The 13,356-nt window shown below is 40.4% G+C and carries 17 protein-coding genes and 1 riboswitch; of the genes, 4 read left to right on the forward strand and 13 right to left on the reverse strand.

Features of this window, described 5'->3' with window-relative positions:
- The first annotated feature begins 24 nt into the window (after nucleotides 1-24).
- Nucleotides 25-279, forward strand: a complete 255-nt coding sequence (locus F908_RS13075) for a type B 50S ribosomal protein L31 (protein ID WP_005162745.1) — start codon at nucleotides 25-27, stop codon at nucleotides 277-279.
- 115 nt (nucleotides 280-394) lie between these two features.
- Here the strand turns inward: F908_RS13075 and crcB are convergent, their stop codons facing one another.
- Nucleotides 395-775, reverse strand: coding sequence for a fluoride efflux transporter CrcB (gene crcB, locus F908_RS13080; RefSeq protein WP_005162748.1), 381 nt, complete (start codon nucleotides 773-775; stop codon nucleotides 395-397).
- Nucleotides 776-907: 132 nt separating this feature from the next.
- Nucleotides 908-974: riboswitch (Fluoride riboswitch) on the reverse strand.
- 59 nt (nucleotides 975-1,033) lie between these two features.
- Entirely contained in the window at nucleotides 1,034-1,885 is an 852-nt protein-coding gene (locus F908_RS13090; RefSeq protein ID WP_005162752.1) for a DUF2071 domain-containing protein, read from the reverse strand.
- 126 nt (nucleotides 1,886-2,011) lie between these two features.
- Between F908_RS13090 and F908_RS13095 the strand changes: the two genes are divergently transcribed.
- Nucleotides 2,012-2,344, forward strand: coding sequence for a HopJ type III effector protein (locus F908_RS13095; protein WP_005162753.1), 333 nt, complete (start codon nucleotides 2,012-2,014; stop codon nucleotides 2,342-2,344).
- 14 nt (nucleotides 2,345-2,358) lie between these two features.
- On the opposite strand, the gene F908_RS13100 is transcribed toward F908_RS13095, so the two are convergent.
- The 4 genes from F908_RS13100 to F908_RS13115 all read right to left on the reverse strand — a co-directional run bounded on the left by F908_RS13100 (nucleotide 2,359) and on the right by F908_RS13115 (nucleotide 5,332).
- Nucleotides 2,359-2,997 (reverse strand): flavin reductase family protein, encoded by a 639-nt coding sequence (locus F908_RS13100; RefSeq protein ID WP_005162756.1) that lies wholly within the window; start codon nucleotides 2,995-2,997, stop codon nucleotides 2,359-2,361.
- Between the two features lie 18 nt (nucleotides 2,998-3,015).
- Nucleotides 3,016-3,426, reverse strand: coding sequence for a GFA family protein (locus F908_RS13105; protein ID WP_005162759.1), 411 nt, complete (start codon nucleotides 3,424-3,426; stop codon nucleotides 3,016-3,018).
- A 78-nt stretch (nucleotides 3,427-3,504) separates the two neighbouring features.
- Complete coding sequence (locus F908_RS13110; RefSeq protein WP_005162762.1) at nucleotides 3,505-4,695, reverse strand: TIGR03862 family flavoprotein; 1,191 nt, start codon at nucleotides 4,693-4,695, stop codon at nucleotides 3,505-3,507.
- Complete coding sequence (locus tag F908_RS13115; protein ID WP_005162765.1) at nucleotides 4,688-5,332, reverse strand: class I SAM-dependent methyltransferase; 645 nt, start codon at nucleotides 5,330-5,332, stop codon at nucleotides 4,688-4,690. The genes F908_RS13110 and F908_RS13115 overlap by 8 nt, the downstream gene beginning before the upstream one ends.
- Nucleotides 5,333-5,423: 91 nt before the next feature.
- Here F908_RS13115 and F908_RS13120 point away from each other — a divergent pair, with 91 nt between their 5' ends.
- Entirely contained in the window at nucleotides 5,424-5,615 is a 192-nt protein-coding gene (locus F908_RS13120; protein ID WP_005162768.1) for a DNA gyrase inhibitor YacG, read from the forward strand.
- On the opposite strand, the gene F908_RS13125 is transcribed toward F908_RS13120, so the two are convergent.
- From F908_RS13125 to F908_RS13145, 5 genes are all read right to left on the reverse strand, one after another.
- Nucleotides 5,612-6,256, reverse strand: a complete 645-nt coding sequence (locus F908_RS13125) for an MBL fold metallo-hydrolase (protein ID WP_005162775.1) — start codon at nucleotides 6,254-6,256, stop codon at nucleotides 5,612-5,614. The genes F908_RS13120 and F908_RS13125 overlap by 4 nt on opposite strands.
- A 29-nt stretch (nucleotides 6,257-6,285) precedes the next feature.
- On the reverse strand, nucleotides 6,286-7,302 hold the full coding sequence (gene hemH, locus F908_RS13130; RefSeq protein ID WP_005162777.1) for a ferrochelatase: 1,017 nt from the start codon (nucleotides 7,300-7,302) through the stop codon (nucleotides 6,286-6,288).
- 69 nt (nucleotides 7,303-7,371) lie between these two features.
- Nucleotides 7,372-8,400 carry a DUF4062 domain-containing protein gene (locus F908_RS13135; protein ID WP_005162780.1) on the reverse strand — a complete coding sequence of 343 codons (1,029 nt, stop codon included), beginning with the start codon at nucleotides 8,398-8,400 and terminating at the stop codon, nucleotides 7,372-7,374.
- 104 nt (nucleotides 8,401-8,504) lie between these two features.
- Entirely contained in the window at nucleotides 8,505-9,383 is an 879-nt protein-coding gene (murI, locus tag F908_RS13140) for a glutamate racemase (RefSeq protein WP_005162782.1), read from the reverse strand.
- 43 nt (nucleotides 9,384-9,426) lie between these two features.
- Complete coding sequence (locus F908_RS13145) at nucleotides 9,427-10,050, reverse strand: DUF1285 domain-containing protein (RefSeq protein WP_005162784.1); 624 nt, start codon at nucleotides 10,048-10,050, stop codon at nucleotides 9,427-9,429.
- Nucleotides 10,051-10,237: 187 nt separating this feature from the next.
- Between F908_RS13145 and F908_RS13150 the strand changes: the two genes are divergently transcribed.
- Nucleotides 10,238-11,950, forward strand: a complete 1,713-nt coding sequence (locus F908_RS13150; protein WP_005162789.1) for an electron transfer flavoprotein-ubiquinone oxidoreductase — start codon at nucleotides 10,238-10,240, stop codon at nucleotides 11,948-11,950.
- Nucleotides 11,951-12,235: 285 nt separating this feature from the next.
- On the opposite strand, the gene F908_RS13155 is transcribed toward F908_RS13150, so the two are convergent.
- Both F908_RS13155 and tusA read right to left on the reverse strand, forming a co-directional pair.
- Nucleotides 12,236-13,030 carry a tetratricopeptide repeat protein gene (locus F908_RS13155; RefSeq protein ID WP_005162796.1) on the reverse strand — a complete coding sequence of 265 codons (795 nt, stop codon included), beginning with the start codon at nucleotides 13,028-13,030 and terminating at the stop codon, nucleotides 12,236-12,238.
- A gap of 35 nt (nucleotides 13,031-13,065) precedes the next feature.
- Nucleotides 13,066-13,323 carry a sulfurtransferase TusA gene (gene tusA, locus F908_RS13160; RefSeq protein ID WP_005162798.1) on the reverse strand — a complete coding sequence of 86 codons (258 nt, stop codon included), beginning with the start codon at nucleotides 13,321-13,323 and terminating at the stop codon, nucleotides 13,066-13,068.
- Nucleotides 13,324-13,356: the final 33 nt, after the last annotated feature.

Raw genomic sequence — 13,356 nt, forward strand, 5'->3', positions numbered from 1 at the left:
TCCTGAAATTAGGAGTCATTTAAAATGCGTAAAGATATTCATCCTGCTTATCAACAAGTCTTGTTTCATGATACCAATGCTGATGCCTACTTTTTAATTGGTAGCACACTCCAGACCAAACAAAGCAAAGAATATCAAGGCAAAGTCTATCCATACGTTACCCTAGATATTTCAAGTGCATCGCATCCGTTTTATACAGGTGAAGTACGCCAAGCAAGCAATGAAGGTCGTGTTGCCAGCTTTAACAAACGCTTTGCACGTTTTAATCGCAAGGCTTAATCTAGTTTTAAGCTTTATTGATTAAACTGGCATAATTCGAAGTCTAAGGTTCTATCTCCTCCTCTTAGACTTCTTTTTTTATGCCTAAATTTAATCGTTTGTTTATCTCTTTAACCTAAGCAGCCGTCAGCAATTGATGCAGGCTCATACCTAAGAGGGTAAACAGCAATGATCCAAGCACATGAATCAAAATCGCAGCACAGGCATAACCCAATTTACCACTTTGTAATAAGGTAATAATCTCAGCCGAAAATGTTGAGAACGTGGTCAATGCACCACAAAAGCCCGTGATCACGAACAGTTTGTAATTGGGGCTGAGAGGGCTTTGAGAAAAATAGGAAATTGCAAAACCAATAATAAATCCACCAACAAAGTTGACGGTGACCGTTCCTAAAGGAATATTGGGGAAAATAGGATTCAGCTTTAAACCCAAAAACCAACGTAACCATGCACCTAATACCGAGCCAAGTGCGATTGAGAGTAAAGGATAGTACATGATTTACCCCATACACTGCGCTGGAGCTAAAATGATATTCAGCATGAGTTTATAGCTAATTTTCTGAAATTTTTTCATTTGCGAACTCCAAAATGGGAACAGAGCACGCACAAACCTACGCCCCCTGTTCAGGGTAACGTAGGCATCATTAGCCAAAACGGCGGTTTGTAATAGGAGGAATGCCATCTCCTTTGCTCTAAAATAACATAATTTTTAGACAACTCAACTGCTGTTTATAAACACAAAGTTATCCACAATTTATTGAGATTCTGGCAATACTTTTTCTCCCACCACATAAAAATCCAGTTTAGGAACCACAAAAGTAAAAGCTGCGGTATCATCATCTAAACCAAATTGTTGCAACAATTGAGGAGCCTGTAATTTATCAATCTCAGCAGCCTGAATTTGTTGAAATTGCACAGGCATGTTGATATCTCCTTGCGACATCCGAGTCGGTTGGTCAATCCATTCAGCCCACGCATGATCTTGATCCACCAAAAATTGAACGGTCTCCTCCCATGAGGAAAATAAGCTTTGCCAAGCCTCAGGTAAACGTTTTTGCATGGTGATGTGTATATCACTGCTAAAAGAATAATCTTCATCCATGCGAATACGAGTATGAATCGCGTTTCCATCTCGTTGATGCTGAAAATTTGGTGCATATTGCGCAGGCATCACATCACTGGCGAGGCGACCACCGATCACATACAAAGCTTGATCAATGATCACTTGTTCAAAGATTACGGTCTTGGGCTTTGATTCATTTAAATAAAAGCGCCAATTACTTTGCCGAAGTGAAGGCATTAACTGGCGTACTTTTCCAAGGAAATTAAAGCCAAAATGCTGGTGCTGATAAGTTAAAATAGTAAAGATGGTTTTGCCCTGCTTTTCCCATAAAATAACAGGATCTGGATAACGCTGGCGAACTTGCTCAACATCCACCAACCAAGACAAATAAACCACATTGCTCACCTGACTTTGTAAACGCATAAAAGGAAGTATGCGCATTACCATACGACGGAGTTGCAAGACAAAACGACAATTTAATATCGGTGCGAAAAATCGCAATGTAGACCAGGGTGAGGACCACCTTAAACGGTGTCTATTCATTATTATTCAAAAGATTGATGCTCGCTTTGAGCATAAACTACCAAGATTACAACATCCAGTTCAAATACGATACTGTATTTAAATGTTATGATGTGGGCATTACTTCACCAAATATGGAATTTTGAAATGGCTCAAAGCTTATTGGCACAACTTAAAGATGGTTCAGCAAAGTTTGCAGACGTATTGGCATTTATTGAAGCGCGTTATCAACATACGCCAACAGCCTTTCAAAATGGCGCACAATCAAATGCTGAAACCGAAAACCAAGGCAGCGCAAAAGTACTCAGCTTTGCGCAAATCGAAGGCTTAAATCAAGCGGAGACGCTCAGTTTATTTGCGGAACATTATGCATCTGTATTGGCGACACCTGAAGCAACAGATCATCAAAATATCCGTCAGTTTATGCAAAATGGCTGGGATGGCGTGAAGTTTGAAGGTAAAGCACTGACTGCAAAATAAGATAAAGGAGGTACTTAACCTCCTTTTTTATCATCATTTTCTATTGTAATGTTGGGTCTAACCAGTTTAGATAAATTTGTTGTTAAACTATAAAAATCGCCACCCATTTTCCCAACACTATCGAGTTGCTGCTGATCAATCATCTGCCCATCCCACAACCGATCATCGACATAAATCGATTTGACATCCAGCAATACGACTGTACCTCCAGATGCTAAGCTACTGAGTTGAATCACCTCTCTTAATTGGCATTCGTAACGCACTGGTGCATATTTTACTGCCAAGGCTGCGACTGCATGGCTCGGTTCAGACTCAATCTCAGCAAAATCAAACTCACTTTGCTCTGGGGGCAATAAAGCACAAGATAAATTCATCTGTTCAAGTAGTTGTGAATTTACAATATGAATCGCACATTGTTGCGTCTCGATTAAATTCCTCAAAGTATCTTTATCTTGCCCATCTCTTGGATTGACTTGTGAATACCAAAGGATGGGAGGATTACAACTCGCAACGTTAAAGAATGAATAAGGGGCTATATTAGCCACGCCACCAGCAGAAATTGTACTGATCCATGCGATGGGTCTAGGCGTAATTCCCCCAACCAACAAACGATAGATCTGATTGGCATCTAACTCGGAGGTTTCAAAAATCATGATGGTTGCACTACCTACTTATGGGCGTTCGGTATATTGTGGTAAATCATCTGTAATGCAGTCCCATTCTGCTTTTGACGCCGCGAAAATATGCATGCTTGGTTTTTGCTGTAAAGGTGTATCCAATGTACCAATTCTTAAACGATACAATTCTGGCTGCATATCACGTGAGCTAATGAGTGGTGAACCACATTCGCCACAAAACCAGCGATAAACACCTGCAACAGCAAATTTTTTAACGAGGTGCTCACCTTGTATAATTTTAAAATCTCTACTACTAATCGGTGCGTTGGTGGCATAAGCCGTCCCGTTAGCTTTACGGCAACGCTGACAATGGCATTGGACGATCTCACCAATTTCACCCTGAATTTCGTAGCGGATGCCCTGACATAAACAACTCCCTTGATATACTGGCGATTGTTCAGACATATCATCATACATCCTATATTTATTGACTACTCAAAACTAACACTATTCACATATCAAACAAAGTACAAAACAGCGTATTTATCTGCTTAAAAAATGTTGTACGCCTTGCCCTGCTGCTCGCCCTGTGGCAAAACAAGCCGTCAGCAAATATCCACCTGTTGGTGCATCCCAGTCCAGCATTTCGCCACAGCAAAACACATAAGGATTAGATTTCAATTGCAATTGTGGAGATAAAATATCTTGCTTGACCCCGCCCGCACAGCTAATCGCTTCTTCGATTGGACGGAAGCCATCTAAAGAAATACTGAGATGCTTGATCTGCTGCACCATTTGCTTGGCATCTGACCATAAGCTTTTATCAACGATTTCCCGAAGCAGATTAATTTTGACCTGATCCAAGCCTGCTTTACGCCAAAGATTGGTAAGAGACTGCTTCTTACTGCCTTGTAATTTATTTTCTAATTGTTCAATACTGAGATCTGGAAGTAAGTCTAGGTGAAGTTTTAGGTTTTTCTTTTGGCTCAGCTGTGTTCTTAAATCACGTCCCAATTTATAAATCACACCACTTTCAAAACCATAGTGCGTAATGATGATATCACCATGTGTCTTTCGCTCAGTTGTAACCCACGCATCAACTCGTTTGAGTGGCTGACCGAAACAATCTTGCATAAACGGCGACCATTGTTTCAGCACCCCAGCATTGCTAGCCTGAAATGGTTCAATTTCATCGGTGGAAAGCCATTGCTGCCACGCCCCATCACTGCCTAATTGTGACCATGACACTGCTCCGCAGGCCAAAATAATCGCATCATAAGTTGCACTAAATTGCTGAGTCTGATTCTCTATCTTGAGTTGATTGTTGGATAAATCCACACAACGATGACGATAATGGAATTTTACGCCTTTCTGAATCAATCGCTTTAACCAAGCACGAAGTAGCGGTGCTGCTTTCATTTCTACTGGAAACACACGCCCTGAACTGCCGATATAGGAATCAATCCCAAGACCTTGCATCCAATTTTGAATCCACTGAGCATCCCATTGTTTCACCCAAGGGCTCAACCAATCGGTACGATCATAGCGTTGGATAAATACGTCTACAGGCTCAGCATGTGAGATATTTAAACCTGTTTTGCCCGCCATTAAAAACTTGCGCGCTGCAGAAGGTTTTTGTTCAAACACATCAATTTGATAGTTGTATTGACTCAACACTTCAGCAGCCATCAAGCCCGCTGGACCTGCACCAATAATCGCAATGCGTTTAGACATCAAGGTTCTCTTGAATATTCTGCCCTTGCAATGGTGCAAAATCATCAAAACGGGTTGTATAGCCTTCTGGTTTTCGAATGATCAATTGTTGGCACAATTCACCACGTTCTAAGTACTTAATTTCAAAATGAGTACGTGCAGAATCTACTGCAATTTTCTGCTTTTCATATGGCAGTTTCCATAGCTCAATCAACTGCTGTTCAGCTTCATCAATATATTCAGGAATATTGCTTGCGAGCGTAATCGAGCCATTGGGCTGAAGACGAGAAAGTAAGAACTCAAAGAATGGCATATTCAGCCAACGTTGTGCAGGATTATGCGGCTCTGGATTTGGATAGAGAATAAAAAATTGTTCGACCTGTGCAGGATATAGGGCATGCACAATCCAAGGTAAAGCATCGGCATGAATCGGATTGAGATATTCACGCGGTTCTAGTTGATGCTGTTTTTGCATAGCCAGAAATTTTTCTTTGGTTCGTTCAATCGCATACAACGTGGTGTGTGGATTTTGCCCCGTAAACAACAAGGCATGTTTGCCTTTTCCAGCACCAATTTCGACACAAATCGATGTACTAGGAATGGCAATAAAATCACGAGGGGCTTGCATACGTTGTGCTTGAAATTGACGAATCGACATAATCTCATCAAACTATCTAGAAATCGGCATAAGTCTAACAACTCACTTTACTTTTGCCTAATCTATTTGTTTTATGTTTTAGGAATTTTCTATGCCACGTACATTTCCCTGCCCTCGTTGTGGTGAAGCCAGCACTTGGGAAGGTAATGAATTTCGTCCGTTTTGCTCAGAGCGTTGCAAACTAATCGATCTTGGGGCTTGGGCGAGCGATGAATACAAATTACCTACTCAAGATGCCCCTCAATCAGGCTTGCAACGCCAAGAAGATGATTACGAGGACTAACCTGCTTTACTTGCCACAAAAGGATTAAATTGCTTTTCATAGCCGATGGTACTCATCGGTCCATGACCTGAGATAAACTGAGTTTCATCAGGCAAGCTAAAGCATTCACGCTGGATGGAATCCAGCAATTGCTGGTGATTTCCTTTAGGAAAATCAGTACGCCCAATCGAACCTTTGAACAATACATCACCAGTCCATAGCAAACCATGTTTGGCATTATAGAACATCACATGACCAGGCGTATGACCAGGCGCAAAACGGACTTCAAATTCATCCTCACCCAGTTTCAACGTTTCGCCCCCCTCTAACCACTGATCAACTTTGACAGGTTGTGGGATCGGGAAACCATAGCGTGCTGAGACTTCTTGGATCATATCAAGCCAAAACTGATCTTCTTTATGCGGCCCAATCACTGGAATATTCCATATCTCAGCAAGTTCACCCACCGCACCTGCATGATCAAGATGCCCATGCGTTAACCAAAGTGCTTTAACATTTAAACCGAGTGCTTCTACTTGTTGTTTGAGTACAGCAGCATCACCACCTGCGTCAATCAAAACAGCCTCTTTACTTTCACTATCCCAAAGAATAGAACAATTTTGGGCAAATGCAGTAACGGGTACAATTTTGACTTGCAGCATAAAAACCTCTGGCGAAATAAAACGTCAATTTAACGATGGGCTAAGGTATGAGTAAGGGCATCAAGATTAGCCTGAACTAGACTTGCAAGCAAATCAATATGCGCTTGATCGCTGTTCAAAGCAGGAATATAAGCATATTCCCCACCACCCGCATGTTGAAACAGTTCTTTATTCTGGATGGCCAACTCTTCCAATGTTTCTAAACAATCCGCCGAAAATGCAGGACTCAATACTTGCACTGATTTAACTTTTTGCTCCCCCCATTGCTGTAAAATCACATCCGTATATGGCTTAACCCATTCCTGCTTACCAAAGCGAGATTGGAAACTAATAGCCCATTCATGCTCATTTAGGTGCAATGCTTCAGCGACGAGTTTCGCTGTCATACGACAACGATCAGCATAAGGATCACCTTTATCCGCATACGGCTGCGGGATACCATGAAAAGACATCAATAATTTTTCAGGTTTACCATATTGGGCTTGATAAGCGACAACACTATCCGCCAATGCCTGAATAAACATGGGATGTTGATAATAATCTTTGATTAACGTCAGACCGGGTAAATGGCGTTGTTTAGGAATCCATTTTGCAAAAGCATCATAAAGGGGTGCTGTTGATGTTGCGGAATACTGAGGGAATAAAGGTAAAAGGATAACGTGCTCTTGTGGATTTTTTTCAAGCTGCTCAAAAACACCATATATGCTGGGTTGCCCATAGGTCATAGCAGGAACAACCGTCAAATCAAAAGGCTGATTTTCCGATTGTAAGCGTTGCTTCACCAATTCAGTTTGCTCAAGCACAATTTCTCGCATTGGTGAATCTTTTGACCATACAGAAGCATAAGCTTCAGCCACTCTTTTAGGACGGAATGTCAATACAAATAAATGTAAAATAATCCACCAAATCGGTTTCGGGATTTCAATGACACGTGTATCGGATAAAAATTGTTTTAAAAATCGACGTACTGCTGGCACAGTGGCTTCATCTGGCGTACCTAAATTTGCTAAAACCACAGTCACTTTTGGTTTTGGTGTAGCTGACATAGATCGCTTCCGCTATAGCTGAATTTCTTCAATTACTTTAGCAGTTTTATGATTATTTTTTAAATTGAATTAATGCATGGTCTTAAATTGAAAAACCCGATTACTATCCAAAATGTTACTTTCTAATAACTTCTGCCCTTTTGAGGTCAATTGCCATAACATCCGTTGGCGATCATCACGGCCAGTTGGCATAATCCATTCATTTTGACGCATTTGTGTTTTAATTTCATGGAGTGCACGAATATTGATTTGCGCGCGAGAAACAGCATGCGCGCGTGGCATTTCCTTGCGCGCATCATCCAGACCCGTTTCATTTAGATATTCATTCATGCGCTTGGAAAAATATTCTTCAGGTGTTGGAATCACAAATGATGAACCAAGCACATTCAGTAATTGTGCCCATGTCATTTTACGGAATGGTTTAACTTCTTTGAAATTACCATCTTGATAAGCATGCATACGATATTCAAATGAATAAATCTCATGCATTGATACCTTTGGAACAGTTGCAATCGGATCGACTTCTCGACTTCCAACTTCAGTTTCAAGTTGTTTTACTTTTGCACGCAAACTGTCAATTTCATCTTGTAAAACTTGCGTATTTTGCGGACGCACCCAACCGACCACAGGATAACGCTCTAACATTTGTGGCATATTCGAACGTACCGCAAGTTCTAAATCACGCAAAGTCCGATAAGTAAAAACTTGATCAACTTCATGTTGAAGCTGTTTTCTAAACTCTTTGAATTTTTCTCTCAATTCTAATTTATGATCGTGTAATACAGCATCACGTGATTCAGGATCTTCATGCATGAATACAATCACAGGTTTCTGCTTCGTCATGGCGTAAATATATTCCAGATGCATGTAACCAACACCTGAAACGGATTGTTCGCCATACTGGCTACCTAATAAGATTACGACGTAATCACAGTCATCTATTTGACGACGAGCAATAGAGGTACTTAATGGTGTGCGGTGTTCTAAGCCCCACGAAAAGAAACCCATCCCAACCAAAGTTTGAGTCAAGACTGCTCGCTCTGGTTGCATTTCATTGCCAGACGTAGAAATAAACACTTGATAACGGGTATCTTGCATAGGCTAAGCCTCAATTCACTGATCAATAATTTTAAGCTATTTTGCTTAAATTTTATTAATAGATAACCTAGATCAAACCACAAATATGATTAGATTTTAAGCACTTAAGCAGTACTTTCATCCAAATTGCGAATCGTCCATGTTATTTGTTCTGGTACTAGATGTTTGAGCACTAATGATAACTCAATCGCATTATTACCACTGACATAACATTCAATACGTGTAATATTATGACTTATTTTGTCACATAATAACCTATTTTTTATTAAAATATATGCTGTTTGTCGTGCAACCGCTTGCCCAGAGTCAATTAACTTTAACTTTTCACCAAAAACCTGACGAATCGCATCTTTTAGGAAGGGATAATGGGTACAACCTAACACTAAAAAGTCCGCACCTTGAGCAACAACAGGCTGTAAAATTTCTTGCAATACATTCAAACAACCTTGACTCATTTGCTGACCTGACTCCACAAAAGGTACCAGTTTTAAACTGGTTACAGCGAGAACTTTCACCCCAGCAGGTTCAGCAAATTTGAGCATGACATCTTTAATCAATTGACCACGAAAAGTTGCTGGTGTTGCTAACACTGTTACAACTTTAGATTGGGTTTGGATCACAGCAGGCTTCAACGCAGGAACTAAACCTACGATTGGAAAACGCTCACCATAATAATCTCGCAAATAATCCAAACTAAAAGCTGAAGCAGTGTTACAAGCGACAACTGCAATTTTGCAACCTTGTCGATACAACCACTCAATTGCTTGAGCAGTAAGCTTGCGAATCTCTTGATCTGAACGCGCACCATAGGGAACATGCGCTGTATCTGCATAATAAAGAATGCGTTCATTCGGTAAATGTTGTGCAATTTCTTGTGCAATCGATAATCCACCAATACCCGAATCAAAAACCCCAATTGGCGCATCAGCAGATGCGTGTGGCATAGGATCCAATAAGAGAGGCATAGGTTGAACAACTGTCATACACACGTGAGCAATAATTTATCTAATCTTTTAAGCTTAAACCTCAGGTGCTCAAATGCAAGACCAAATCACCACTTTTTAACGTTAAAACAGCCTCACCTTGAGCATTTTCAGACAAAGAACCATAGTTCACGAGATGATAAAAACTTTGTCTCTGGATTAAAGCATTGATACCAAAACGTATATGTACATATGGGCGTAATTCACCTGCATATTCACGCATAAAAATAGGATGTGTTTCATCCACAATCACGACGTCCTGATTGGTTGTAGAGACTTGCAAATAAGATTTTCCATCGATTTCAATTTGATCCACATGATTGATTAATAAAGGCTCATCTTCTACCTCAATTTCAATCTGCTCTACAGGTGTTTTAAGATAAAATTTACCCTCTTCTTTCCAAAGTACTTTAGTAAACAAATCCAATAGCGCCTGCCGCTTGATCAATTGACCTTCGTGCCACCATTCACCATTGGCTTTTACTTTCAAATCCATTTTGCCACAATGTTTTGGATGCCATTGGTCTAAAGGTGGAATTGACCTTTTGTGACTTTGCTGTACATCTTTTAAGTATTGTGAAATGTTCATTAAGTTTTTATCATCAGAAAACATGATTTTTCCCTGATTTTCTAAAGGGTTTTGTGAAGAATCATTTTCATTTATCATAGTTTATGCCTTGCTGACGAGAAAATATGACCGCTCAGCCAATTGGCGAGCCCAAGGTTTAAAACTATACTATCCCAAATGTTTGCAAGCACAATAGTAGCATTTGTGTTTGGTAATTCAGAACACTCATGGCAGCACCGAATCGCAATATTACGGTTGCCACCCTTAAAAATATGAGGAGTCCTACATGGAACACATCGAACGTGAAGCGATGGAGTTTGACGTAGTGATCGTAGGCGCAGGGCCTGCGGGTTTATCTGCTGCGATTAAAATTCGTCAATTAGCGATTGAAAACAACCTACCTGATCTTTCAGTGTGTGTTGTTGAAAAAGGCTCTGAAGTAGGTGCGCATATCCTTTCTGGTGCTGTACTTGAACCACGTGCCATGAATGAATTGTTCCCGAACTGGAAAGAAGAAGGTGCGCCACTCAATGTACCTGTAACGGGCGACGAAACCTATTTCTTATTGTCTGATACCAAAGCACAAAAAATGCCGTATTGGATGGTACCAAAATCAATGCACAACGAAGGAAACTATGTTATTTCCCTCGGTAATGTTGTGCGTTGGTTAGGTCAAAAAGCTGAAGAGCTTGAAGTTTCTATTTTCCCTGGTTTTGCTGCCTCTGAAGTGCTTTACCATGAAGATGGTACTGTGAAAGGGATTCAAACAGGTGATATGGGGATTGGCAAAAATGGTGAGCCAACACATAACTTCACGCCTGGTTATGAACTCCATGCAAAATATACGCTATTTGCTGAAGGTTGCCGTGGTCACCTCGGTAAGCGCCTAATTGCAAAATATAATCTTGATAAAGATGCTGATCCGCAACATTACGGTATTGGTATTAAAGAACTTTGGGAAATTGACCCAGCTAAGCATAAGCCTGGTCTAGTGATGCATGGTGCAGGTTGGCCATTATCTGAAACAGGTTCTGCGGGTGGTTGGTGGCTATACCACGCTGAGAACAACCAAGTAACTTTGGGTATGATTGTGGATTTATCTTATGAAAATCCAAATATGTATCCATTTATGGAAATGCAACGTTGGAAAACTCACCCAACCATTAAGCAATTCCTTGAAGGTGGTAAACGCATTTCTTACGGCGCACGTGCAGTTGTAAAAGGTGGCTTTAACTCTTTACCTAAACTGACTTTCCCAGGCGGTTGCTTGATCGGTGATGATGCTGGTTTCTTGAACTTTTCAAAAATCAAAGGCTCTCACACTGCAATGAAGTCAGGTATGTTGTGTGGCGAGGCTGTGTTTGAAGCAATCGCAGCGGGCGTCGCAAAAGGTGGTGATCTTGCAATTGCTCGCGTTCTTGAAGGCGACGATCATTTTGCTAAAGAGTTAACGACTTATACAGATAAGTATAATAACTCTTGGTTAAAAGAAGAGTTATATCAAGCACGTAACTTTGGTCCAGCGATGCACAAGTTTGGTACTTGGATTGGTGGCGCATTTAACTTTATTGATCAAAACATCCTTAAAGTGCCATTTACCTTACATGACTTAAAACAAGACTTTGCTGCACTTAAAACTGTAGATGCATCGACGTTCAAACCAAACTATCCAAAACCAGATGGTAAGTTGACCTTTGACCGTTTATCTTCAGTATTCGTATCAAATACAGTGCATGAAGAGAACCAACCTGCTCACTTAAAGCTAACTGATCCATCAATTCCAGTGAATGTAAACCTACCGAAATGGGATGAGCCTGCTCAACGCTACTGCCCTGCTGGTGTTTATGAAATCATGGAAAATGATGATGGTTCTAAGCGCTTCCAGATTAACGCAGCAAACTGTGTACACTGTAAGACTTGTGACATTAAAGACCCTTCACAAAACATTACTTGGGTAACCCCTGAGGGTGGTGGTGGTCCTAATTACCCTAACATGTAATTAGTATCCAAACATGTCATCTATTACATAACTATTACTCAAAGCCCTGATTGAAAGATTGGGGCTTTGTTACTTTTGACATGCAAGCTAAAATCAATTCAATTTTTTCTTTTTATCGATATAAAGGAAAGGTTTTTAAGTAACTCAAACATCAGAATATTCAATGGCATGAAATTACAGCTATTGCCAAGTTTGAACATTTGCTTAAAAATAGCTTGATCAAGGAAGCATAACAAATTAAGGAATCGCCCTGTCGCAAAAGATCGGGGCCTATTCATAGTATGGCTATATATTAGCCAATAAAAATTCATAAGCAGGACTGTCTATTTTCCAAAAGTCACCAAACTCTCTCCAGTAGACAAATGACTGATCTTTGCCGCCTACCGTGATATATCCCTCATTAAATCCAGCAGGTCGAGGATGACGTTTTTTCTTGAGTTCTCGGGCAACCAGTGGAAAAGCCGTTTTTGCTTCAGAAAATGCAGCTTTAGCCCTATCCATATCTTGCTGCATTAATGCAAACAAGACTTTTCCATATAAAAATTCAGGGCTATGGTCTTCTGGATACTTGGTGTCCAACCATTGCAATTTTAATTTATTCCCTGTTTCAAGAAAGCGTTTTAATAACAGATAGCGTGCTCCCTGATGATCATTTGGGGATATCTTGACTAATCTTGTAAAAATCTGCTCTGCCTCAACAGCCATCGGTGTATCAGCCATATGCAAGGCTAAATTAAAGCAAGCCCTTAAAAATGGACGGTTCTCAATAAAGCCCCATTCCAATAAATCTTTATCCCAGTTAAATGTAGTGGGAAATGCTGCCAGTCCAATACGATGAGCCTCACGCAAAGCGAGATAAGATTCCATTTTTCGACCAGAATATTCATAAACCAACCCAAGATGAACCCAAGCATCAATATGTTGGGGATACTCAGAAAGTAGCTTGGTTAGCGTCAGCTCTGATGCAAGTAAACTGCCTTGAGACAAGTACTCCAATGCTTCATCAAATTGCTGCTCTATATCCTCATCAATCAAAGTTTCAAAAACCCACATGTGTTTTTCAAACTGTTTTAATTTCACTGAGCCATTTCCTCAAATTTAATTCAATATCCAGACTACCCTTTCTGTACCAAGTAGCGATATTCAGTGTGACTGTTTTCATCGAGACTTTCTTCTTTTAATAATAGTTCATGCCCTAAATGCATACAGAATTTGGGAATATCCCAGGATGTAGAAGGATCAGTAGCAAACACCTCGACGATATCACCCGACTTTGCCTTGCGGATAGCCTGATGCAGCATCATCACAGGCTCAGGACAACGTAAACCTCTGGTATTCAGTTGAACAGTGGGAAGTTGAGGTTGTTCGGACATCATCATACTCATATATTTTAATATTCACATTTT

Source organism: Acinetobacter sp. NIPH 284 (assembly GCF_000369425.1).
Classification (GTDB): domain Bacteria; phylum Pseudomonadota; class Gammaproteobacteria; order Pseudomonadales; family Moraxellaceae; genus Acinetobacter.